Annotated in this window: 21 protein-coding genes and 1 pseudogene; 15 read left to right on the top strand and 7 right to left on the bottom strand. The window is 34.5% G+C overall.

Features of this window, described 5'->3' with window-relative positions:
• Positions 1-235 precede the first annotated feature (235 nt).
• Together B3C18_RS10290 and B3C18_RS10285 are read right to left on the bottom strand one after the other, a co-directional pair.
• Entirely contained in the window at positions 236-1,837 is a 1,602-nt protein-coding gene (locus B3C18_RS10290; protein ID WP_291146326.1) for an ATP-dependent DNA ligase, read from the bottom strand.
• Between the two features lie 191 nt (positions 1,838-2,028).
• Positions 2,029-3,084, bottom strand: coding sequence for a ligase-associated DNA damage response exonuclease (locus tag B3C18_RS10285; protein WP_291146324.1), 1,056 nt, complete (start codon positions 3,082-3,084; stop codon positions 2,029-2,031).
• 192 nt (positions 3,085-3,276) lie between these two features.
• Between B3C18_RS10285 and pruA the strand changes: the two genes are divergently transcribed.
• Positions 3,277-4,902, top strand: a complete 1,626-nt coding sequence (pruA, locus tag B3C18_RS10280) for an L-glutamate gamma-semialdehyde dehydrogenase (RefSeq protein ID WP_291146322.1) — start codon at positions 3,277-3,279, stop codon at positions 4,900-4,902.
• Between the two features lie 357 nt (positions 4,903-5,259).
• The gene (locus B3C18_RS10275) at positions 5,260-5,991 is read left to right on the top strand and encodes a hypothetical protein (protein ID WP_291146320.1); all 732 of its coding nucleotides are present in this window, start codon (positions 5,260-5,262) and stop codon (positions 5,989-5,991) included.
• 70 nt (positions 5,992-6,061) lie between these two features.
• On the opposite strand, the gene rsmG is transcribed toward B3C18_RS10275, so the two are convergent.
• Positions 6,062-6,691: a 16S rRNA (guanine(527)-N(7))-methyltransferase RsmG gene (gene rsmG, locus B3C18_RS10270; RefSeq protein ID WP_291146315.1), complete on the bottom strand. Its 630-nt coding sequence runs from the start codon at positions 6,689-6,691 to the stop codon at positions 6,062-6,064.
• Positions 6,692-6,798: 107 nt separating this feature from the next.
• Here rsmG and B3C18_RS10265 point away from each other — a divergent pair, with 107 nt between their 5' ends.
• Positions 6,799-7,896: a fatty acid desaturase family protein gene (locus B3C18_RS10265; protein ID WP_291146313.1), complete on the top strand. Its 1,098-nt coding sequence runs from the start codon at positions 6,799-6,801 to the stop codon at positions 7,894-7,896.
• A gap of 74 nt (positions 7,897-7,970) precedes the next feature.
• The gene (locus B3C18_RS10260; protein WP_291146311.1) at positions 7,971-9,161 is read left to right on the top strand and encodes a pyridoxal phosphate-dependent aminotransferase; all 1,191 of its coding nucleotides are present in this window, start codon (positions 7,971-7,973) and stop codon (positions 9,159-9,161) included.
• A gap of 54 nt (positions 9,162-9,215) precedes the next feature.
• Here B3C18_RS10260 and B3C18_RS10255 read toward each other — a convergent pair whose 3' ends face one another.
• Complete coding sequence (locus B3C18_RS10255; protein WP_291146309.1) at positions 9,216-10,274, bottom strand: serine hydrolase domain-containing protein; 1,059 nt, start codon at positions 10,272-10,274, stop codon at positions 9,216-9,218.
• 346 nt (positions 10,275-10,620) lie between these two features.
• On the opposite strand from B3C18_RS10255, the gene B3C18_RS10250 reads away from it, so the two are divergent.
• The 6 genes and pseudogenes from B3C18_RS10250 (at position 10,621) to B3C18_RS10225 (ending at position 16,423) form a co-directional block, all read left to right on the top strand.
• The gene (locus B3C18_RS10250) at positions 10,621-11,076 is read left to right on the top strand and encodes a ferritin-like domain-containing protein (RefSeq protein WP_291146307.1); all 456 of its coding nucleotides are present in this window, start codon (positions 10,621-10,623) and stop codon (positions 11,074-11,076) included.
• Positions 11,077-11,304: 228 nt separating this feature from the next.
• A complete protein-coding gene (locus tag B3C18_RS10245; protein ID WP_291146305.1) occupies positions 11,305-13,179 on the top strand; it encodes a peptidase U32 family protein in 1,875 nt (624 codons plus the stop codon).
• A gap of 336 nt (positions 13,180-13,515) precedes the next feature.
• The gene (locus tag B3C18_RS10240) at positions 13,516-13,989 is read left to right on the top strand and encodes a hypothetical protein (protein WP_291146303.1); all 474 of its coding nucleotides are present in this window, start codon (positions 13,516-13,518) and stop codon (positions 13,987-13,989) included.
• A 374-nt stretch (positions 13,990-14,363) separates the two neighbouring features.
• Positions 14,364-15,527, top strand: a pseudogene (gene purT / locus B3C18_RS10235) (formate-dependent phosphoribosylglycinamide formyltransferase); the annotation flags it as partial.
• 3 nt (positions 15,528-15,530) lie between these two features.
• Positions 15,531-15,848 (top strand): DUF6370 family protein, encoded by a 318-nt coding sequence (locus B3C18_RS10230; protein ID WP_291146301.1) that lies wholly within the window; start codon positions 15,531-15,533, stop codon positions 15,846-15,848.
• The gene (locus B3C18_RS10225) at positions 15,848-16,423 is read left to right on the top strand and encodes a Crp/Fnr family transcriptional regulator (RefSeq protein WP_073489122.1); all 576 of its coding nucleotides are present in this window, start codon (positions 15,848-15,850) and stop codon (positions 16,421-16,423) included. The genes B3C18_RS10230 and B3C18_RS10225 overlap by 1 nt, the downstream gene beginning before the upstream one ends.
• A 207-nt stretch (positions 16,424-16,630) precedes the next feature.
• Here the strand turns inward: B3C18_RS10225 and aceA are convergent, their stop codons facing one another.
• On the bottom strand, positions 16,631-17,911 hold the full coding sequence (aceA, locus tag B3C18_RS10220; RefSeq protein WP_073489120.1) for an isocitrate lyase: 1,281 nt from the start codon (positions 17,909-17,911) through the stop codon (positions 16,631-16,633).
• 140 nt (positions 17,912-18,051) lie between these two features.
• Entirely contained in the window at positions 18,052-19,653 is a 1,602-nt protein-coding gene (gene aceB, locus B3C18_RS10215) for a malate synthase A (protein ID WP_291146298.1), read from the bottom strand.
• A 196-nt stretch (positions 19,654-19,849) separates the two neighbouring features.
• Between aceB and B3C18_RS10210 the strand changes: the two genes are divergently transcribed.
• From B3C18_RS10210 to B3C18_RS10195, 4 genes are all read left to right on the top strand, one after another.
• Positions 19,850-21,331, top strand: a complete 1,482-nt coding sequence (locus B3C18_RS10210; protein ID WP_291146296.1) for a helix-turn-helix domain-containing protein — start codon at positions 19,850-19,852, stop codon at positions 21,329-21,331.
• A 6-nt stretch (positions 21,332-21,337) separates the two neighbouring features.
• Entirely contained in the window at positions 21,338-21,697 is a 360-nt protein-coding gene (locus B3C18_RS10205; protein ID WP_291146294.1) for a hypothetical protein, read from the top strand.
• Positions 21,698-22,127: 430 nt separating this feature from the next.
• Positions 22,128-22,844: a pirin family protein gene (locus B3C18_RS10200; RefSeq protein ID WP_291146292.1), complete on the top strand. Its 717-nt coding sequence runs from the start codon at positions 22,128-22,130 to the stop codon at positions 22,842-22,844.
• 158 nt (positions 22,845-23,002) lie between these two features.
• A complete protein-coding gene (locus B3C18_RS10195; RefSeq protein ID WP_291146290.1) occupies positions 23,003-23,536 on the top strand; it encodes a YceI family protein in 534 nt (177 codons plus the stop codon).
• 163 nt (positions 23,537-23,699) lie between these two features.
• On the opposite strand, the gene B3C18_RS10190 is transcribed toward B3C18_RS10195, so the two are convergent.
• On the bottom strand, positions 23,700-24,560 hold the full coding sequence (locus B3C18_RS10190; protein ID WP_291146287.1) for a helix-turn-helix domain-containing protein: 861 nt from the start codon (positions 24,558-24,560) through the stop codon (positions 23,700-23,702).
• A gap of 96 nt (positions 24,561-24,656) precedes the next feature.
• Between B3C18_RS10190 and B3C18_RS10185 the strand changes: the two genes are divergently transcribed.
• Entirely contained in the window at positions 24,657-25,019 is a 363-nt protein-coding gene (locus B3C18_RS10185; RefSeq protein WP_291146285.1) for a DUF983 domain-containing protein, read from the top strand.
• Positions 25,020-25,023 lie beyond the last annotated feature (4 nt).

The following is a 25,023-nucleotide window of genomic DNA, read 5'->3' as shown; positions in this document are numbered from 1 at the left end:
ATTTTCCAAAATTTATATATAATCCCTACGGGATGTTTTTCTGTGACATATCTCTATTTTGCTACCAACATTTAAATCCTAACGGATTAGCTTTTAGTTAGTCATATACATTGTAAATTTCCTTTACCAATAAATAAAATCTAAAAATTATATCTCGGAGAGATTATATATTGGTAAAAAATAACTCGAAGCGTCAAATTGTCCCGTAGGGACTATATATATTTAATTCAACATTTTATGAAATCATATTTTTTAAATCTTCGATAGAATTGGCTTCTTCTATTTTTTTGTCTTGTCGCCATCTTAAAATTCTTGGAAAACGAGTGGCAATTCCGCTTTTATGTCTTTTAGAAAGAGAAATTCCTTCGAAACCAATTTCAAAAACCAATTGTGGCGTTACGCTTCGAACAGGACCAAAACGTTCTAAAGTATTCTTTTTTATAAAATCATCTACTTTTCTGAATTCAGCATCGGTTAAACCGGAATATGCTTTTGCGAAAGTGACGAGTTCTTTTTCTCCTTTTTCATTGTTTTGCCAAAGCGCAAAAGTATAATCGGTAAATAAATTCGAGCGTCGTCCGTGTCCACGCATGGCGTATGTGAGAACGGCATCAATTACCAAAGGTTCGATTTTCCATTTCCACCAATCGCCTTTTTTTCTTCCAACTTGGTACGGCGAATTGTTGCGTTTTATCATCAAACCTTCACTTTTCATTTCGCGGGCGCGCTCTCTTTCGTTTGCTACATCTTCCCAAGAAGTTAAAGCAACTCGTTTTGAAAGCTGAAAAGAAGTCGTATAATCTTTTATTTCTTCATATAAATCTTCCAATAATTTTCTTCTTTCTATATACGGTAAATTTCGAATATCTTTTCCTTCCCATTCTAAAATATCATACGCTTTAAGAATAACCGGAACTTTTTCAAGCAAATTTGCCGATATGGTTTTACGTCCAATTCGGGCTTGTAAATCATTAAAAGTTCCGATTTCCTTTTCAGGAAAAGCCAAGATTTCGGCATCAATTACAGTTCCGTTTGGAATAAGTCCAACGAAAGTTTTAAATTCAGGATATTTATCGGTAACCAACTCCTCGCCTCTTGACCAAACATAAATTTCATCGTCGCGAATAATGGTTTGCGAACGAATTCCGTCCCATTTATGTTCGATAGACCAATCTTCGGGATTTCCTAAATCTTCGACTTCGCCTTCAATTGGATACGCGAGATAAAACGGATAGGGTTTTGATAAATAATCAGAGCTTTTTTCATCCAAAATCAATTCCTGAAACGTAATGGTATTCGGGTTCCAGTTTCCCATTAATTTATAAGCCAGCGCATCTTCATCTACATTTTCTGCTTTTGATAAAGCCCTTGTCATTAATTTTTGGCTTACGCCGATTCTGAAGCTTCCGGTAATTAATTTGGTAAAAACGAAACGTTCGTAATAATTTAAAGCTACCCAGTTTTCATGTAAATATTCTTTTTTCTCCGAATCGGTTTTCTTTTTTAAGGCAATGATTTCCTGTAGAAATTCGGTTAAACTTTTATCGGAATGTTCTTTTGTAGTTGGAATTATCAAAGCAATAGTTTCAGCCAAATCGCCCACAATATGGTAACTTTCTTCAAAAAGCCACAACGGAATATTCGCCAGTTCATTTGCCCAAAGACGTAATAATGTTGTATTAACAGGTCTGGCCGGACGACGATGCGAAAGAATGGCAATAGTCCATACTTTATCTTCCGGCGATGCATTTTTAAAATACGTCGTCAGTGCGTCGACCTTTACGTTCGTTTTGTTTGAACTGTCCAGCGTTTTTATAAGTTGGGCGAAATTTTTCATTTACAACATATTATTTTTAAACTCATTGCGTATAGTTTTTAAACACATAGAAACATAGGTTTAAAATTGAAAAGGAAGATGGTTTTAAAAAATCTAGATTTTCACACATAGCTATGTTTGTTTGAACAAATGAAATGCCTTTAACCACAAAGAAAAACTATGTTTCTATGTGTTAAATTATTCTCCAATTATTAATTTTCAGAAATAATCGAAGTTTCATTTTGATCTACTTCGGCTTCTTTTTCTTCTTTTTCCATTTCGGCAGTTTCTCCTTCGTATTGTGTTTTTTCGGTTCTGGCATCGTAACCTAATTCTCGTAAGTATTTGGCAAAGATATCGGTATAACCGTGCGTACATATTACACGTTCTGCACCCGTTGCTTTTACGCTTTCTAATAAAGAATGCCAGTCGCAGTGATCACTTAAAACGAAACCTTTGTCAATGGCACGTCGGCGTCTTGCTCCTCGAAATGCCATCCATCCGCTTGCTGAACCCGTTACAAAAGGCGTCATTTTTCTAATCCAGATACTTCCGTGTGCACTTGGCGGAGCGAGAACCATATTTCCTAAAAGTGCTTCTCTTTTTGTTTCTCTGGTAATTAATTCGGTTGGAGGAAAATAAACCATTGGGCGTAAAACATTTGTCATGTTTTCTATTGCGCCGTGGGTGTATATTTTTCCAATGTCAGTATCTAAATATTTTAAAAGTCTTTGCGCTTTTCCTAATGAATATCCAAAGAGAATTGAAGTTCTTCCTTCGGCTTTATTTTCTGCCCACCAATTATTGATTTCTGTAATAACTTCGGCTTGTGGTGTCCAGTTAAAAGCGGGTAATCCGAAAGTACATTCTGTTATAAAGGTGTCGCATTTTACGACTTCATACGGAGTTGAAATTCCATCGTCTTCAGTTTTATAATCTCCGGTAAAAACCCAGACTTCACCTTTATGTTCTACCCGAATCTGTGAACTTCCTATAATATGTCCAGCGGGATGAAGCGAAAATTTTACGTTATTGATTACAAAGGTTTCCCCCCATTCTTTTCCGGTTACATTTATTTCGCCCAAACGATGTCGGATTATGGGAATATTGGTATGATGTGTAATATAATTTTGATGTCCCCAGCGCGAGTGGTCGGCATGTCCGTGTGTGATTATAGCATTCTTTACAGGACGCCACGGATCAAGATAAACATCTGCCTGCTGGCAGTAAATACCTTTGTCATTAAAAGCTAAAAGGGGGATTTTCATAATAGTACAATTAAAGTATTCTTTTCAGAACTAACTCAAATTTAAAACTTTATGCAAAGACCTGTTTTACAACTTCATGTAATTAGTTTATTAAATTACAACTTTTTAATATTGTATTGTGATATAATCAAATTATCATTTGTACTTTTGTAGAAAATTAAACAATTCGTAAATTTTAAAACAATTTATCCCATGTTAAAAGGATTCTTTCATGTACCAAAAGCGGTAAACGAGCCTGTAAAAGGTTACGCACCGAACTCACCAGAAAAAGCAGCTGTTCAGGCAGCTTACACTACAATGTGGAACTCTCAAATTGATGTTCCTTTATATATTGGAAGCGAAGAAATCAAAACTGGAAACACAAGAAATATTACAGCTCCTCATGATCACAAACACATCGTTGGAAAATATCATTTAGCTGAAAAACAACATATCGAAAAAGCGATTGCAAATGCTCTTGAATCAAGAAAAGCATGGGCAAACATGGCATGGGAACAACGTGCTGCTATTTTCTTAAAAGCTGCTGAATTAATCGCTGGTCCTTACAGAGCGCGTATTAATGCTGCAACTATGATTGGTCAATCTAAAAATATTCATCAGGCAGAAATTGATGCTTCTTGCGAATTAATTGACTTTTTACGTTACAATGTTGAGTTTATGACTCAAATCTACAACGATCAGCCAAAATCAGATTCTACTGTTTGGAACCGTTTAGAATACAGACCTCTTGAAGGTTTTGTTTACGCTATCACTCCTTTTAACTTTACTGCTATTGCTGCAAATCTTCCTGCAAGTGCTGCTATGATGGGTAACGTTGTGGTTTGGAAACCAAGTGACAGCCAAGTATTTTCTGCAAAAGTTATTATCGATGTTTTCAAAGAAGCTGGAGTTCCAGACGGCGTTATCAATGTTGTTTTTGGAGATGCTTTAATGATTACTGATACTGTTTTAGCTAGCCGTGATTTTGCCGGTGTTCACTTTACAGGTTCAACTCACGTATTTAAAGATATCTGGGCTAAAATTGGAGCGAACATTCACCATTATAAAACATACCCAAGAATCGTTGGTGAAACTGGTGGTAAAGATTTTATCATTGCACACCCAAGCGCAAACGTAAAACAAGTTGTTACGGGTATTACTCGTGGAGCTTTTGAATTTCAAGGTCAAAAATGTTCTGCAGCTTCAAGAGCTTATATTCCGCAAAGTTTATGGCCAGCTGTAAAAGAACAATTAATTGCTGATGTAAAATCTATGAAAATGGGTTCTCCGGAAGATTTTGGAAACTTTATTACAGCAGTTATTCACGAAGGTTCTTTTGATAAATTAGCTAGTTATATTGATCAGGCTAAAAAAGATGCTGATGCTGAAATTATCGTTGGTGGAAATTACGATAAATCTAAAGGTTACTTTATTGAGCCTACTGTTATTGTAACTACAAACCCAAAATATACTACAATGGAAACCGAATTATTCGGACCAGTAATTACAATTTATGTTTATGAAGATGCTAAATGGGAAGAAGCTTTAGAATTAGTTGATACTACTTCTGAGTACGCTTTAACTGGAGCTGTATTTAGTCAAGATCGTTATGCTATTGAAGTAGCAACTACGAAATTGCAAAATGCTGCAGGTAACTTCTATATCAATGATAAACCAACCGGAGCAGTAGTTGGAATGCAGCCTTTTGGTGGTGCAAGAGCTTCTGGAACTAACGATAAAGCAGGTTCTGCATTGAACTTATTACGTTGGGCTTCTCCAAGAACTATCAAAGAAACTTTTGTAACTCCAGAAGATTACAGATACCCTTTCTTAGGTTAATTTTTGTTTCAAGTTACACAGGTTTAAAGTTTTGAGATCTGTTCATATAAAAAAGCCGAATCTTTTTCAAGATTCGGCTTTTTCTTTTTTACTCCCTTGAACTTATGTGGAAATACTTTTTCAAATTTCTGAAAACAATAAAAGTCAGGTTTCAAATATGCATAGAGTCTTATACACGCGACAAATTTTAAAAATGTAGTACTTTTCTTATTTAATTAAAAATCAACTAGTTAACCATCTAAAAAACCGTATTTTATTATTTTAAAAACTTCTTGTTCCGTTCTAAAAAAACACATGCTTTTAAATTTGTCCTTGTAAAAAAATCACAATTTATACAAGATAAATAATTAAAGAAATATGAGAAATTTAAACAATGTACCTGCCGTAATTTTAGAAGCAAAAAGTATTGGACATCCAATTAATTTTAAATGGACAAAAAAGAAAATTGATCAGCTTTTAGATCCTATTGAAGGCAATGACGCATTAGAAAGTGTATTAATGCAAATTAACCACAAAGCTTCTGTCGGTTTAACAGCTGCTTTATTAGAATGGGTTTACTGGCGTTTTACAGGTTATACACAATTTACATCAGATACACAAAAGCGCATCGAGTCACTTTGGTGCTCGATTAACGATCGCGAGCAAACAAATCCTTTGTTATTTGATTGTAATCTTGATATACCTGCTAATGGTTTAGTAAACGGGGCTTTATGGATCGCTCTAATGAATGTGAGAATGGTAGATGTAAAATACAGAAAAGGTTCTTACCTGCTTCAAAGTGAACTTGTAGGTCTAGTATTATTAGCCCGACACATAACCCCAAAAAAGAAAACATTTGATAAATGGTTTGAAAATACAATTGCAGAATTAATCCGTTTGTATCCTTGTCAATACAGCTATGATAATCTTGACGAAACAGATGAAGCAATTTACGACTCATCAAACGAGCCGGTTTTATGCAGAGAATTATTTTTTGATACTGAATTTAAATACTCTGTGGAAGCATCAGAAAATGCCATTCATAACTTTATTGATAATTTAGACATAAAAGCAAATCCTTTTCTGGATTTTTCCAGGAGAGCATCTTAGTAGTAGAAACTATTAATTCAAAAAATAACCCGCAAAGAGCTTCTTTACGGGTTATTTACTTTTATATAACTTAAGATTTAAATTTTAAAGGAAGATGAACCACTTTTTTAGTTTCAAAAAATTCATCATCAAATATTGCTGCTAAGTCATACAAAGTCGCATTTGGAAAATCTTTTAATTCTTCGGCCAGGTCACCGCCTTTTAAATATAAAATTCCATTTTTTAAAAGATGCTTATGCTGTTTTTTAATTTTATCATTTATCCAGGAAACAAAATCAGGCATATTGGTTACGGCACGGCTTACGATAAAATCAAAATCGCCTTTTACCAATTCAGCACGTTTTTGTTCTGCTTTTACGTTCTTTAATTCTAATGCATCAACAACACCCTGAACTACTTTTATTTTTTTGGCAATAACATCAATTAAATAAAAACGAGTTTCCGGAAAAAGAATCGCTAACGGGATTCCGGGAAAACCGCCGCCGGTTCCAACATCAAGAACTGTTGCTCCTGGTTCGAACTTCATAATTTTAGCAATTCCTAAAGAATGCAAAATGTGTTTTGTATATAAGGAATCAATGTCTTTACGCGAAATCACATTGATTTTTTCATTCCAATCGTGGTATAAAAAGTCTAATTTTTGAAATTGTTCTATTTGAAGATCGGTCAAATCAGGAAAATATTTCAATATCTCATCCATTGCAGTAAATTTTTAACAAAAGTACTACTTTACGATTGAAATATTTAACTCAATTTTGCAAATTGAGAATTTATAATAATTACCTTTGAAAACTATTTAAAACAATTATGAATAACACTGCTCCAACTTTTGCAAGGCAAGACAATCTGAAGTTTTTCAGAACACTTAACTCACGGGTAAACAATTACTTTAAGGAGAATAACATTCAGAAAACAGGAAACTGGAAGTTACACTTAAAAGCCGTTATTCTATTCGCCGTTTTTTTAACTCCTTATTTTTTGATCCTTACATTAAACATGCCTTTTTGGGTAATGCTGCTTTTATCAATCGTCATTGGCGTTGGAATGGCAGGCGTTGGAATGAACGTAATGCACGATGGCAATCACGGTTCATTCTCAGATAAAAGCTGGATTAACAAATTCATGGGCGGAACCATTTATGTTCTGGCAGGAAATGTTTACAACTGGCAGGTTCAGCACAATGTGCTTCACCATACTTATACTAATATTCCGGGACACGACGAAGATTTAGATGCCGGAAGAATTATCCGTTTTACAGAACATGCAGAATGGCATAGTTTTCACCGTTTTCAACATTATTACTCTGTTTTCTTATACGGATTATTGACTTTCAATTGGGCTATTACAACCGATTTTAAGCAAATGAGAAATTATCTTAAAAGAAAATTATCTTACGGAGAGCCAAAAAGCCCAAAAATTCTTTGGACAACTTTAATAATTACAAAAGTAATTTATATCTCAATCTGGATTGTTTTACCAATCCTTATTGGAATTACCTGGTGGAAAGTGCTTCTAGGATTTTTCGTAATGCACTACACAGCAGGATTAATCTTAAGTGTTGTATTTCAATTAGCACACGTTGTAGATCATACTACAAATCCATCTCCAAATGAATTAGGAGAAATGGACAACACATGGGCAGTTCACCAATTGTATACTACAACTAATTTTGCACCAAAAAACGCAATTGTAAACTGGTACACTGGCGGATTAAATCATCAAATCGAACATCATATTTTTCCTAATATCAGTCACATTCACTATGGTAAAATTGCAAAAATCGTAAAGGAAACTGCAAAAGAATGTAATTTACCGTACTACGAATACAAAACAATGGGAAGTGCTATTATAGCTCACTTCAAGCATTTGCGTGACTTAGGAATGAAACCTGAATTATCTGTTTAAACTAAAAAAAATCTATTAATAATTAACCATCCTTAAATTAGCGCAGCAAATTAAGGACATTCAAAAATTTTATAATGAGCCATATTCTTTCGGACAGAATCAACAACTTAGCAACATCACAAACTTTAGCAATGGCTGCTTTAGCACGCGAGCTAAAAGCACAAGGAAAAGACATTATCAGTTTAAGTTTAGGTGAACCAGATTTTAATACACCAGACTTTATTAAAGAAGCTGCAAAAAAAGCAATCGACGATAATTACAGTACCTATTCTCCTGTTGATGGATACCAGGATTTAAAAGAAGCTATCTGTAGAAAATTCAAAAGAGACAATGATTTAGAGTACAAACCATCTCAAATCGTAGTTTCTACAGGAGCAAAACAATCTTTATACAACATTGCACAAGTAATGTTAAACGATGGTGACGAAGTTATTTTACCAGCACCATACTGGGTTTCTTATTTCGAAATCGTAAAACTTTCTGGCGGAGTTCCGGTTGAAGTTCCAACATCTGTAGAAACAGATTTCAAAATTACACCAGAGCAATTAGAAGCTGCAATTACACCAAAAACAAAAATGATGTGGTTCTCTTCTCCATGTAATCCTTCAGGATCTGTTTATAGCAGAGAAGAATTAACAGCACTTGCAAAAGTTTTAGAAAAACACCCAAATATTTACGTAGTTGCCGATGAAATTTATGAGCACATCAATTTCTCAGGAACTTTCTGCAGTATCGGTTCAATTCCGGGAATGTTAGAAAAAACAATCACAGTAAACGGAGTTGCAAAAGCATTTGCAATGACAGGATACAGAATTGGATATATTGGAGCACCGGAATTTATCGCAAAAGCGTGTACAAAAATTCAAGGGCAAGTAACATCTGGAGCAAATTCTGTGGCGCAAAGAGCTACAATTACTGCAGTAGATGCTGACCCAAAAGTATTAAACGAAATGGTTCAGGCTTTCCACGGTCGTAGAGATTTAGTTGTAGGATTATTAAAAGAAATCCCGGGAGTAAAAATCAACGTTCCAGAAGGTGCATTTTATGTATTCCCAGACGTTTCTTCTTTCTTCGGAAAAACATTAAAAGGAACTGAAATCAAAGATGCAAACGACGTTTCGATGTATCTTTTGGCAGAAGCAAATGTTGCAACAGTAACTGGAGACGCTTTCGGAAATCCAAACTGTATTCGTTTCTCTTACGCAACAAGCAATGATATTTTAAAAGAAGCATTACGCAGAATCAAAGAAGCTTTGACTGTATAATTAGCTACAACAATATGAAGTAAAAAGGGTGTTTTAAAAACACCCTTTTTTTATTTAGTCAATTAAAAGCGCAGCAATATCTTTTGTAATAGCCGTTGGAGAATTGCATTCGCAATTACTCAAACCAACCACATAAACCTGTTCTGTTGGCTCATAAACTCCCATAGATTTAAAACCGAAAATACTTCCGCCATGTTCGCGGATTATTTTGTTTTTCACCTTTTCTAAATGCCAGCCATATCCATAATCAATATTTGTCCCGTTATTTAGCTGATAATTCGTAAAAGCTTTTTCTGTGTAAGTTGGACTTAATAATACATTGGTATTTATTGCATTTTGCCATTTCAGCAAATCATCTACAGTAGACATTATCGAACCCGAAGCATACGGAATAGAAAAACTAATATAATTTGCATTTACATAACCATTCTTGTCACGATAACCCGAAACCCTGTTTTTGATAATTTTATCATGACTTGCATAATAACTATTTTCCATTCCTGCTTTCTTAAAAATATTTTGAGTTATGAATTCCTCATAAGTCTTTCCTGATACGATTTCAATTATATAACCTAAAAGCACATATCCAGAATTACAATATTTATACTGTTCACCAGGTTTAAAATCAATAGGTTCATTCTTAAAAAAATCCACTAATTCTTTAGGCGACAAATCCCGTCTTGCAATATCTTTAATTGATTTCATACTCGTAAAATCTTTAATCCCTGAAGTATGCGTTAGCAAATGATGCAGTGTAATTACATTTCCATTCGTTGGATAATCCGGAATAAACTTCGTAATTTCATCATCAAGCTTCAGTTTTCCCTGTTCAGCAAGCATCAAAATAGAAACAGCCGTAAATTGTTTGGTCATCGAACCAATTTCAAAAACAAATTCAGGTTTCATTTTAATATTCATTTCTAAATCAGCCATTCCAAAAGCTTTTCTGTACACCACTTTTCCTTTCTTAACCGCCAAAAAAACTGCTCCCGGATTTTCAGGTTTAAACTTTGAAGTAATTAAACTATCTATCTTAGTCTCTAAATTCTGAGCCGACAAACCCGAACAAGCCATTATAAATAGAACAATAAACGATTTTAAGATTGATTTCATTTTGCGATTATTTAGTTTGATTGATAAAGCTTTGACGGCATCAATCAACTAAAGGTTACAAAAAACAAGTTTCTATAATTTTTGGGCGTGCCCCTCCGGGTCGGGCTATTCGTTACAAGTCCTCGCACTTCCTTCGTCAGGCTGTGGGCTTTCCACTGCTATCCCTCACGCAACACGGAAATGAGACGATTCATTTTCAAAAATCTCTCAAATCTGCGGGAAACATAAATTATAAGTTTCAAAATTCCCATTCCACAATATTGTAAAACCCCGCACATAATCCTGTAAAACATAACACTTTAGAAATCGTCAACTTTGTAATGTATTAATTTAAAAACTATTAGTCATGATACATACTGATGAAACCACAAAAGAAACAGTTAAAACTTTAGAAGGATTAATTTCAATTCTTGAGGATGGAAAACTAGGATATACAAACGCCGCAGAACATGTTGAAAATTTAGCCATTAAAGCTGATTTTCTGGAATATGCCCGAGAAAGAGCTTTATTTATTGTAGAATTACAAGATGAAATCAATAAACTCGGAAAATCGACAGACACTTCTGGCGGCGGACCATTAGGAGCTTTACACCGTACATGGATTGATATTAAATCATCTTTCACAGGCGGAGATACCGAAGCAATCATAAATGCGTGTATTACCGGAGAAGAAGCTGCTATTGAAAAATACAAAAAAGCACTTGATGATAATGAATTAGAACACAGTCAGGTTTTTATTGTTTCAAAACAATTAAACAGTATTCAAAATACTTTATCACAAATTAAAATGAAAGCGAACTAATTATTATTGACACTTTTATTTTAGGAAAACTATCTGGTTTAAATAATCAGATAGTTTTTTTGTTTTTATATATCGACATCCTGATCGGATTAAGAAAATAACATTAACTCATTCCATATTAAGTTAACAATTTCAAAAAAATACCTTCATCATTAGCAAACTCAAATAATTTATAAGACCTTTGCACACTTTTTTTCGGGAATACCACAAAAGTCTAAAGTTTTAGAAATGAAGAAGAAAATCGAAATATTAGCTCCTGCTAAAGATTTAATTGGAGGAATGGCAGCCATCAACAGTGGTGCTGATGCAGTATATATTGGTGCGCCACAATTTGGTGCACGTTCTAACGCCAACAATTCTATTGAAGATGTTGCCGCTTTAGTACAATATGCACATTTATTTAATGCTCAGGTTTTCGTTGTTATGAATACCATTTTATACGATAATGAATTAGAAACTTGTCGTACAATGATCTGGGAGTTATACGAAATTGGTGTCGACGCCCTGATTATTCAAGATATGGCCATTATGGAAATGGAGCTACCTCCTATCGTACTTCACGCCAGCACACAAGCCAATAATCGTGATGCCGATAAAATTAAATTCCTTAAAGATGCCGGAATTAAACGTGTGGTTTTAGCCCGCGAATTAAACCTACATCAAATTAAAACAATTTACGACCACGCCGATGTTGAGTTAGAGTTTTTCGTAACTGGAGCTTTATGTGTTTCTTTTAGCGGAAACTGTTATATGAGTGTGGCCAACGGAGAACGCAGCGCCAATCGTGGTTCTTGCGCACAAAACTGTCGTTTACCTTATAACTTAATCGACGGAAACGGAGAAACACTAATCAAAAATAGTCACTTACTTTCGATTAAAGATTTAGATATTTCAGAACAGATCCCGAATTTAATTGAAGTTGGAATTGTTTCTTTCAAAATCGAAGGTCGATTGAAAGATGTTGTTTATGTAAAAAATAACGTGTCTTATTTACGTCAAAAACTAGACAGTTATTTAGAAGGCGAAGGAAGCGAAAAATACATGAAAGCTTCTTCGGGAACTTGTACTTATACTTTTGATTCTTCTTTAAACAGAACCTTCAATCGTGGCTATACGGACTATTTCGTAAACGAAAGACACAGCTCTATTGGTTCTTGGGAAAGCCCAAAATCAAAAGGACAATATATTGGTAAATTAATTAAAACTGTTGGAAACGCTTACGAGATTGAAAACGGTGAATTATTAAATAACGGTGACGGACTTTGTTTCATCAACGAAAATAATGAGGCGGACGGAATTTACGTAAACAAAGCCGAAAACGGCAAAATTTATCCAAACGTTCTAAAAGAAGTAAAAGACGGAACTTTCATCTACAGAAATAACGACGCTGCTTTCATCAAAATTGTAGAAAGAGAAGATAGCGCTGTTCGTAAATTAAGCACAACTTTACTACTTACAGAAACTGAAAATGGTTTCGAATTAATCGCAACCGACGAAGACGGAAATGTAAGCATCGTTAATTTAGAACATGCAAAAGAGCAGACAAAAACTGGCGAATCAATTGAAGAAAATATTAAAACACAATTAGCAAAAACAGGTTTTACGCCTTATACTGCTAATGAAATCAACATTATGTTTTCTCAAAACTGGTTCCTTCCTATTTCCAAAATCAATGAAATGCGAAGAACAGTTTACGATCAGTTGACTGAAATTCGTTTGGCAAATTACAAACGTGAGGAACACCAAATGGTAAAAACGTCACATCCGTATCCTGAAACTAAATTGGATTTCATGTACAACGTTTCGAACAAAACGGCTCGTAAATTCTACGAACGTCACGGTGTTACTGAAATCGAAAAAGCTTTCGAATTACAATGGGATCCAGGAAAATCTCGTGTAATGACAACGAAATATTGCATCAAATACGAATTAAAAAAATGTCCGATACACCAAAAAGATATAGTTGGTGTTAAGGTAAAAGAACCATTAGTATTAAAACAAGGTGAACTTGAATACAAATTAAAATTCAACTGTAAACCCTGCGAAATGGAAATTTGGGAAAAAGATGCTGAATTTGAAATTGAAGAAGATCATTTTCATTAAAAGTTTAACCGCAAAGGTTTTTTTACTGCAAAGAGCACAAAGAAATACGCAAAGGTTCGCAAAGATTATTTTAAAATCTTTGCGAACCTTTTTTTAATCCTGCTATTTCCCACAATCTTGTCATTTCGACGAAGGAGAAATCTTCGCAAGTAACTCCGTTACAATTGGTCAATCTTTGTCGAGCTTCTCACGAAGATTTCTCGTTCCTCGAAATGACAAACTGTATGATTACTTTATGTAAAAATTAAATTCCAATCAAATTAAATCTCCTGAATCTCCAAAATCTGCGTGAGAATAAATTCCATTTTTTATCTTTACTCTTCAAACTAAATTTAAATGGAAACCAAAAATGACATTCAAAAACATGCAATTATTAGTGGAATTTTTGTGACCGCTTTTTTTCCATTATTAATATTTTCGGATAGTTATTTCATCGATTTATGTATTCAAATATGTGATTTCGGTATGTTTTGGAATCCAATTTTCTGGGGAATTTTATTTCCGATTTTTATAGTTTTTCTATTTTGGAATACCGCTAAAAAAATAAACTCATCATTAAATCAAATACATTTTTTCAAAGCTTGCTCCCAATTTTCTTTTGGAGTAAGTTCAAAAATTATAACCGCTCTTTTTACAATATATATTATCGGATTATTCGTAAACGGAATTTCATCTGTATTTAACACACAAATTCCTTATCAAATTTTATTTTCAATGCTAATGATCTTATTTCTATCATTTGTATTAATGGTTTTAAATTTTATCGCCAGTTTAATAATTATAAAACTAAACCAAAATACCCAATCTTGAATTGAATTGCCTTCAGCTTTAGCTGGAGGTCAAAAAGGAATCTCCCAATTAGGCTTTAGCCAAAAAACAAGAATTTTGGCTAAAGCCTCTCTTTTAATCTATTAACTTCCTCCAGCTAAAGCCGGAGGCAATTTATCCTAAAAAAAATTAAATCAGCCGAATCTCCAAAATCTACGTGAGATACTTTGCGAACCTCCGCCTTCTTCCTTAACATCAATACCTTGCGTTCTTTGCGTAAATCCTTTGCGAACTTTGCGGTTAAACCTAGATTACGCAGACGCACTGCAGTCGTCTCTACACCAATCCATGCGAATAGGCTTTGCGGTTAAAAACATTTTTCCCTACTTTTACTACTCCATTATTTACAAAATTCCAAAATGAAAATACTACTCCTGGGTTCAGGCGAATTAGGCAAAGAATTTGTCATAGCCGCACAACGAATCGGACAAACCATAATTGCTGTTGATAGTTACGAAAATGCACCCGCCATGCAGGTTGCACACGGTTTTGAAGTCATTAATATGCTCGACGGTGAAGCTCTTGACAGAATCGTAGCCAAACACAAACCAGATTTTATAGTCCCTGAAATAGAAGCCATTCGCACCGAACGTTTCTACGATTACGAAAAACAAGGAATCACCGTTGTTCCATCAGCGAAAGCGGCAAACTTTACTATGAACCGTAAAGCCATTCGTGATTTAGCCGCGAAAGAACTCGGATTAAAAACAGCAAAATATCAATATGCAACTTCGGCCGAAGAACTTCAAAAAGCCGTTCAGGAAGTTGGAATTCCGTGCGTAGTAAAACCTTTAATGTCTTCATCTGGAAAAGGGCAATCGACAATCAAAACAGAAAGTGATATCGAAAAAGCCTGGCAATATGCCGTTGCAGGTTCGCGTGGCGATGTTATTGAAGTCATTGTAGAGGCTTTTGTTGATTTTGATTCTGAAATTACACTTTTAACGATTACTCAAAATAATAATCCAACATTGTTTTGCGCTCCAATTGGTCACAGACAAGAACGTGGTGATTATCAGGAAAGCTGGCAGCCGGCACAAGTTTCTGAAGCCGATTTATACGAGGCGCAGGATATGGCTGAAAAAATTACGGAAGCGCTTGGAGGAGCCGGACTTTTTGGTGTTGAATTTTTCCTAACAAAAGAAGGCGTTTATTTCTCTGAACTTTCTCCTCGTCCGCATGATACCGGAATGGTAACTTTAGCAGGAACTCAGAATTTTAATGAATTCGAATTGCACTTAAGAGCTATTTTAAGTCTCCCTATTTTTGAAATTACATTAGAAAAAGCCGGAGCAAGTGCCGTAATTTTAGCATCTGAAGATTCAACAAATCCAACTTTTACCGGAATAGAAAAAGTAACCGCTTTACCAAAAACCGATTTCAGGATTTTCGGCAAACCAACTTCAAGACCATATCGCCGAATGGGAGTTGTTTTAGCTCAAGATTCTTTATCAACTCCAATCGAAAAAGTAACCGAACGCGCCAAAGAAACGGCAAAATTAATAACTGTAAATTCATAAAAAATGAAAAAAATTATATTCGTGCTTTTCCTGTTTATTGGAATTGCAGCTCAGGCTCAATCTAAAAAAGTAATCGATAAACCAACAATTGTTGAAGCTTCTTGTGGAGAATGTCAATTCGGAATGAAAGGTAAAAGCTGTGATTTAGCGGTTCGTATTGATGGAAAAACATATTTCGTTGATGGAACTACTATTCACGATCACGGCGATGCACATTCAGAAAAAGGTTTTTGCAATGCAATCAGCAAAGCTTTAGTTACTGGAGAAATCGTAAATAATAGATTTAAAGCGACTTCATTCACTCTAGTAAACGAAAAATAATGGCATTAATTCTTGAAAATATTGCCAAACATGTTTCTTTGACACCAGAGGAACAAGCACTTTTTTTATCTAAACTAGAAACAAATACTTATAAAGCAAAAACGATTCTATTAAATGCCGGCGAAGTCTGCAAACATTCTTATTTTGTAAACTCAGGAATTTTAAGAAGTTTCAATATCAACGATAATATTGTTGAACATGTTTTATCATTTGCCTGCGAAGGCTGGTGGATGAGCGACATGTACAGTTATTTTTCGCAAAAACCGGGACAGCTTTTTATTGAAGTTCTGGAAGAAGCCGAAGTTGTTTCTTTATCCAAAGAAAATCAGGATCAATTGTTTATTGAGATTCCAAAACTGGAACGCTTTTTTAGAATTCTAATTGAAAATTCATTGGTCGCTAATCAACAGCGATTAATGGACAATTTAAGTTTACCTGCCGAAGAGCGTTTTGAAAAATTCACTAAGAAATACGGAACATTAGTCCACAAAGTTCCTCAAAAACAAATCGCTTCTTTCATTGGCGTAACACCCGAATTTTTCAGTAAAATGAAAGCTAGACTTTTGAAGAAATAAGTTTTTCTTTTGCCACAGATTAAAAGGATTAAAAAGGATTTTTTTTTCGCCACGAATTACACAAATTTTCACGAATTAATTGATTTAAAAATTAAAATAAAATTCGTGAAAATTTGTGTAATTCGTGGCAACATTTTTTTAATCCTTTTAATCTGTAAAATCTGTGGCAAAAAAAACACGGCTCAAAAACGAACCGTGTATAGTGAATTAAAATTGCTCAACCTCAGTAGAATGTTTCATTGCTGTTATTGAAGATCTTCCTATCATAACCGTATTTTGAACTGCGTCGAAATAAGAAGTTCCAACAAAAGCCTGATGTTTTACCGCTCTGAATCCGTTTTTCTGTAAAGCAAATTCTCGTTCCTGCAACTCAGAATATCCTGCCATTCCGCGTTCTTTATATGCTTTAGACAATTCAAACATACTCGTATTCAAAGCGTGGAATCCTGCCAAAGTGATGAACTGGAATTTATAACCCATTGCTGCTAAATCTTCTCTAAACGTTTCCATTTCGGCAACCGTTAATTTCGCAGCCCAATTAAAAGACGGAGAACAATTGTAAGCCAGCATTTTATCCGGGAATTCTTTTTTCATAGCCGTTGCAAACTTTCTTGCAAATTCTAAATCCGGATTACTGGTTTCCATCCAAATTAAATCAGCGTAAGGTGCATAGCTCAAACCCCTTGCGATTCCCTGCTCGATTCCGTTTTTAACGTAGAAAAAGCCTTCGTCCGTTTTTTCACCAGTTAAGAATTTCCTATCTCTTGGATCTGCATCACTCGTTAATAAATTAGCTGCCTCCGCATCTGTTCTGGCAACGATTAAAGTTGAAACGCCCATAACATCTGCTGCCAAACGCGCTGCAATTAATTTATTGATCGCTTCCTGAGTTGGAACCAAAACCTTTCCGCCCAAGTGTCCGCATTTTTTAGCAGAACTTAATTGATCTTCAAAATGAACTCCAGAAGCTCCCGCTTCAATCATAGATTTCATTAATTCGAAAGCATTTAAGTTTCCTCCAAAACCCGCTTCGGCATCAGCTACAATTGGAACCAAATAATCTTTTTTATCTTCAATTTTATTTACAGTTTGAATCTGATCCGCACGCAATAAAGCGTTGTTGATCTTTTTTACCACCATCGGAACGCTGTTTACCGGATAAAGTGATTGGTCAGGGTACATTTCGCCCGCCAGATTTGCATCAGCAGCAACCTGCCATCCGCTTAAATAAATCGCTTCTAAACCCGCATCAACTTCCTGAATCGCCTGATTTCCAGTCAACGCCCCCAAACCAGCTACATAATCCTGACTTTTTAACTTTTTCCATAATTTTTGCGCTCCCATTTTCGCAATAGAATGCTCAATATGATATGAACCCTGAAGTTCAACTACTTCACTTGCAGTATAAGGACGTTCAACACCTTTCCATCTTGGGTTCGTTATCCAATCGTTAATCAATTCCTGAATTCTGTCTTCTGTTGTTTTCATAAGTATAGTTTAAGTGGTTAGTAAGTAATAGGTGTTTTTAATTTCCTGCAAGGTCTTTTTTTGACCTTGTAGGTATTTGTAATTACGATCATGATACCTACAAGGTTTTGAAAACCTTGCAGGAATTCTAATCAATTCTTTTACAAATATTTGTAACACGGAATAGTCAAAAAGTCAACGAAATCAGTATTTACAACTAATCTTTCCAGTACTTTTTCAGCCAATGGAAATTGTTGTTTTTCGTGATTTTCTTCTCCCAGTTCTTCTTTTATTTTTCTGAATTCATCTAAAGCCAATTCATGATAATAAGCCAAATCTAATTTTTGTCCATTATCTAAAACCACTTTATTCTGAAGCCATTGCCACAATTGCGATCTCGAAATTTCGGCTGTTGCAGCATCTTCCATCAAATTATGCAATGCAGCGGCGCCTTGCCCGTTTAGCCATGAAGCCAGATACAAAACTCCAACATTGATATTTTTTCGAACGCCATTTTCAGTAATGATTCCAATTGGTGGTTCAATCAAATCAGCTTCTGTAATTTTTCGATGTTCTCTTTGTATATGAATTTGATTTGGAGTCGGCATTCCTTTATCGAAAATTTCTTTTGCCAATACAACCAAATCCGGATGCGCCACCCAGGTTCCGTCGTGTCCGTTTTTAACTTCGCGCTCTTTATCGGTTTTTACTTTTGCGAAAGCGACTGCATTGGCTTCTTCATTATTTCGAATCGGAATCTGCGCTGCCATTCCGCCAATCGCATGAATTCCACGTTTATGGCATCTTTGAATAACCAAATTTGAATAAGCATTCATAAAAGGCGAAGTCATATTTACCTGATCGCGATCTGGAACAATGAATTTTGGATTTTTGCGGAATTTCTTGATGTATGAGAAAATATAATCCCAGCGTCCGCAGTTCAAACCAACGATATGTTCTTTCAATTCATAAATGATTTCATCCAGCTGAAAGCTTGCTGTTATGGTTTCAATTAAAACCGTCACTTTTATCGTTCCTCGTTTCAGTTTCAAATAATCCTCGGTAAAATCAATTACATTATTCCACCAGCGTGCTTCCAGATAATGTTCTAATTTCGGAATGTAGAAATACGGTCCTGAATTGTTTTCTAAAAGTCGTTTATGATTATGAAAAACATACAATCCAAAATCTACCAAAGAACCCGAAACTTCATTTCCTTCAATTAAAAGATGCTTTTCCGGCAAATGCAAACCTCTTGGACGAACAATTAGCGTTGCGATTTTTTCATTTAAATGATAGGATTTTTGCTTCACCAAATCGGTATACGTAATTGTTTTGTTGACTGCATCGATTAAATTCAGCTGGCCTTCCATCAAATTTTGCCAGGTTGGCGAAGTGCTGTCTTCAAAATCGGCCATAAAAGTTTTCGCACCCGAATTCAAAGCATTGATAATCATTTTACGATCAACCGGACCTGTAATCTCTACTCTTCTGTCCAATAAATCTTTTGGAGTTTCGGCAGCTGTCCAATTACCTTCTCTGATATTCTTCGTTTCCGGAATAAAAGTCGGCATGATTCCCTGATCAAAAGTGACTTGTTTTTGGTCGCGCTGTAAAAGCAATAGTTTTCGTTGTGATTCGAATTTTCTATGCAATTCAGTTATAAAAAAAATCGCTTCTTCTGTCCAGATCTTTGGATAACGAAGCTTCTTTTCGGCTAAAAATTCCATTGCCGTTTCGGTAATTTCAATTTGGTTTTTCATAGCTGTGGTTTTTAATTTTCATTAGAAACAATTGAATCGTTTGTTGTTTTTCAAAACACTAAACCATAACAATCTGATATCTAATAATTTCTACACCACAATATTAGAAAAAAGTTTTTTACAAAAAAAGCGAACGTTCGCTAAATATTTAAAATAATTTTTTGGCGATTATTTTTATAATAGCTATATTTGATTCATGGATATCGAAAAAGACTATATAAAGCTGATCTTCGGACTAAAATTGAAGCAAGTCAGAACGCAAAAAAATCTGTCACTTTTTGGCTTAGCCAAATTGACAAATCTTTCAAAATCGTATTTAAACGAGATTGAAAAGGGAAAAAAATATCCAAAAACAGATAAAATTTTACTTCTCTGCGAACACTTGGACGTGACTTATGACCAAATGGTGTCTTTAAAACTTGATAATAACCTCGCTCCGATTGGCGAAATCTTGAAATCTGGAATCTTAAAAGAGATTCCACTTGAGCTTTTCGGAATTCAGGAAGCTGATTTAATTGATATTATTGCCAATGCTCCCGCAAAAGTCAATGCGTTTATTAGTACGATAATCGAAATCGCACAGCATTATAATTTAAGTCGCGAAAGTTTCTTTTTGGCCGCTTTACGCTCGTATCAGGAAGCGCGCAGTAATTATTTTGAAGATTTAGAAGAAAAAGTAATTGCGTTTTCGAAGTCATTTCAGATTAATCTGGATTCTAAAATCAGCACTGAAGAATTAGAAGATATTCTAAAAGAAGAATACGAATACAATATAAAAGAGATTGCTTTTACAGATCAGGAAGCTTTAGACGATTTACGTTCGATTTATGTCCCGAAAAGTAAAACATTATTACTTTCGACAGAACTCGACGCTCCACAGAAAGCTTTTATTTTAGCCAAAGAAATTGCTTATAATTATTTAAAAATCTCCGATCGATTATTGACTTTCAGTTGGATTAAGTTTGAAAATTTTGATCAGGTTTTGCATAATTTTTATGCTTCTTATTTTGCCGGCGCTTTATTATTGCCGAGAAAATCATTGGTAGACAGAATCAATTCTTTTTTGGAAAATGAAAACCCAAAACCGGAAGAATTTGTGGCGTTAATAGAAAGTTTTGAAGTTTCGCCAGAATCGTTTTATCAGCGATTAACCAATTTATTACCGAAAGATTTTCAACTGAAAAACTTATTCTTTTTAAGATTATCTCACCGAATTGGCTCGGATGTTTATCAAATCAATAAGGAATTACATATTACGCATCAGCAGGAACCGCACGCCAACGAAACCAACGAACATTACTGCAGAAGATGGGTTTCTGTTAAAACAATTGACGAGGCCATCAAACAAAATAAATCTCATTTTTTTGATGCGCAAATATCCAGTTACGCTAATAGCGGAAACGAATATTTGGTTTTTTCATCGGCCACAAAAGATCCTTTCGCAGAAAATTATATTAGAAGTATTTCTGTCGGCATTTTAATTAATCCCACAATGAAAAAGAAATTCAAATTCATTGAAGGAAAGCCTTTAGTGAAACGAATTGTTGGTGTTACGTGCGAGACTTGTGCTGTAAAAGATTGTCAGGAAAGATCCGCGCCTCCAATTGTTTTAGAAAGAAAAAAACGCCATGAGAATACTGACATTGTAGTACAGCAGTTTATAAATCAATTTAGTTAGAATCCTATGAAATATTTCGCTTTAATAATAATATTCCTTTCTATTAACTTCAATCAGAAAACAGATAAGCTTAACGGTCGTTACAATTATTTGATTGAAGATGACAATTCCTATATTCAAAAAGATAAAATTACTTTTAAGGATAGCGTTTTTGCTTTTGATAATAAGTATATGCCAAAAGGAAAAATCTCTTATGGCAATGTAATTCTATTGGATAATTTCATTAATACTGATTTGATTATCAGCATTCCAAAAGATCAAATTGAAAGAGATACTATTCCTTTTTATATGCATAATAAAAAACATCCTGCCATGAATTATCTTGATGTAGTGGTTGGAAAAGGGAAATTGATTAGGATTAAATGATTCTTTTTAACAGAATATCAACATAATCTTGTCATCTCGACGAAAGAGAGATCGCACTAAAAACTCCAATCCTATAATCGCCAATCTTTGGCAAAGAATGGATTAAAATCCATCCCTACAATATGTTTTGTTCCTTCGGAACTTTACCTCTTTATGCCTATCCAACTTTTGAAAAATTAAATTTCTAGTATAGCCCCAATAGAAGTGGAAATCCTTTTGTATCTCGTTTTTGAACGAGATACAAAAGATTGAAACGGATAGCGGGACGTCAGGTCTTTTAAAAACCAAAATTTCTGCTCCAGAAAAAACCTTTCAACCTCTGCAACTCTGAACCTTTGAACTCTCAAAAAAACTTCTTAATCTAGGTTAAGTGCGTTTCCTTGACCTCGGCAGTATCTTTGTACTATAAAATTACAAAACATACAAGATCATGGAAAATATAATATTACACAAAGCCGAAACAAGAGGAAATGCAAATCACGGATGGCTTAATGCTTATCACAGTTTTAGTTTTGCGAGCTGGTACAACCCGGACAGAATTCAGTTTGGAGCGCTTCGTGTTTTAAACGATGATACAATTGCTGCAGGAATGGGATTTGGAACGCATCCTCATGATAATATGGAAATTATTACAATTCCGTTAGAGGGCGATTTGGCTCATAAAGACAGTATGGGAAATACTGAAATTATCAAAAATGGTGATATTCAGGTAATGAGTGCAGGAACCGGAGTTCAGCATAGTGAGTTTAACCCAAATGCAGATCAACAGACTAAATTGTTGCAAATCTGGTTGTTTCCAAATAAAAGAAACGTTACACCGCGTTACCAACAAATTACTTTAGACGTTGCAGACAGACATAATAAATTGTCTCAGATTTTATCTCCAAATGCAGATGACGAAGGGGTTTGGATTCACCAGGACGCTTGGTTTCAAATGGGAAATTTTGACTCTGGGGTAACGACTGAATATAAAATTAAAAAAGAAGGAAACGGAGTTTATGCTTTCGTTTTAAAAGGAAATGTTACGATCAACGGTCAGGAATTAAACACTCGTGATGCGGTTGGAATTTCAGGAACTGATATCTTAAATATAAAAGCAAATACAGATGCTGAATTTTTATTGATGGACGTTCCGATGAACTATTAATTCAATAGCAATTTTTCAAACAATAAAAACAAAACAAATTGGGAATCAAAGATTTGTTTCGTCTTCATTTCTTAATCTAGGTTAAGTGCCAAATGAAGACAGCCAAAGTAACTTTGTCCTATCAAAATGAAATAAATTAATATTTAAAAAATAAAATTATGGCAACTACAAAATGGTCAATTGACCCAACACATTCAGAAATTGGTTTTAAAGTTAAACACATGATGTTTACAAATGTTTCAGGTAAATTTGGAACTTATGATGCAACAATCACTACACAAGGAGATGACTTCGAAAATGCTGCAATCGAATTTTCTGGCGATATCGCTTCTATCGATACTGCAAATGCAGACAGAGACGGTCACTTGAGAAGTGCAGACTTTTTTGATGTTGAAAACAATCCGAAATTAACTTTTAAAGCTTCTTCTTTCAAAAAAATTGACGCTGGAGATTATCAATTAACTGGAGATTTAACGATCAAAGGGATTTCAAAAGAAGTAAAATTCCCTGTAGAATATAGCGGAATCTTAACTGATCCTTGGGGAAATACAAAAGTAGGTTTAAGCATTGAAGGAAAAATCAATCGTAAGGACTGGGGTTTAAACTGGAACTCAGCTCTTGAAACTGGTGGTGTTTTAGTTGGTGAAGAAGTAAAATTAAACATTGAGTTACAATTTGTAAAACAAGCTTAATACTTTATAATAGGTTTTAATTTGGTTGGTTACGAAGCCTGCACCTTTTCTCGGGAGTGCAGGCTTTTTTTTGCTTTTAGGAACGGGGCTTCGACTTCGCTCAGCCTGACAATCGTATTCTTAAAGATATAGCATGTCAGGCTGAGCGAAGTCGAAGCCCTTTTTACTTTGTATTTCGAAATTCTGTTGGCGATAATCCTGTTTGTTTTTTAAAGAATCGGGAGAAATACGAGTAATCTTCGTAACCTACTTTAAATGCCACTTCATTTACTGCTAATTGTTTGTCGATCAGCATTCTTTTTATTTCAAGAACTACACGATCTGTGATAACTTCTGTGGCGGTTTTTTGAAGAATTTCATTGCAGATTCTGTTTAAATGCTTTAAGGTTATATTGAGTTTTTCTGCGTAGAAAGACGGCAGTTTTTCAGTTCTGAAATATTCTTCTAAAAGTGATTCAAACTTGTTGATTTTTATGTTGTACGAATGCGTTTGATGCGAATAAGTTTCGCCGTATTTACGGGCAATTTCGATATGAATTGAATCTAATAAATTTAGCATTTTATCGAGCTGGTATTTATTATTCTGATTATTTTCCTGGATTAGCAAATTAAAATACGGAAGGATTTTTGGGATTTCTTTTTCTTCAAAAACCATTTCCGGTCTATTATGAATGGAATGATAGAAATTATATTCATTGATGTTTTTTTGTCCGAAATAGAGATTATACAATTCCTGCGAAAAGATAATTACAAAACCTTCAACATCTTTAGACAAACTCCAATGATGCATTTGTCCAGGCTGCAGTACAAATAAACTTCCTCTTTTTATTTCGAATTGGTCAAAATCGACTTCGTGCTGTCCTGAACCTTTTGTAAAAAATACCATTAAATAGGAATCATGACGATGTGGTTCTTCGACAAAACTGTGGTTTTTTAAATGCTCTGTAAAAGTATTCACGTAAAAATCGCGATGAATATCATTACAGCTAAAATTCTGAACGCTGTAAATTGGGTATTTTTTCATAACAAATGTCTTTATTGTGCTATAATAAGCGAAGATACTAAAAAGGCTTTTATCCTGCTCTGAATTACCTTTGTATAAATAAAAAACATCAAAGTCATGTCAAATTCATTAACTCATATTTTAAGCAACGAATGTCCTGTTTGTCATAAAGGAAAAGTATTTACAGACAGAAATATTTTTTTATCTTTCGGTCTTCCAAAAATGAATGAATACTGCAGTCATTGTAATTACAAGTTCCAAAAAGAACCTGGCTATTTCTTTGGCGCGATGTATGTAAATTACGGATTAACAGTCGCTCAGGGAATTGCTACGTATTGTGTTGCTCAGCTTTTCTTTGAGACAAATTTCGATTTAAGAATTATTCCAATCATCGCTGTTGTTATTACTTTACTTACTTCTTTTAATCTTAGATTTTCAAGATTAGCATGGATTTACATGTTTAAGGATTATACGAAATAAAAAA

The sequence above is a fragment of the Flavobacterium sp. UBA7680 genome, from assembly GCF_002482975.1.
GTDB lineage: Bacteria > Bacteroidota > Bacteroidia > Flavobacteriales > Flavobacteriaceae > Flavobacterium.
The sequence above is the reverse complement of the archived record's forward strand: the minus strand, read 5'-3'. Positions and strand labels throughout refer to the sequence as shown.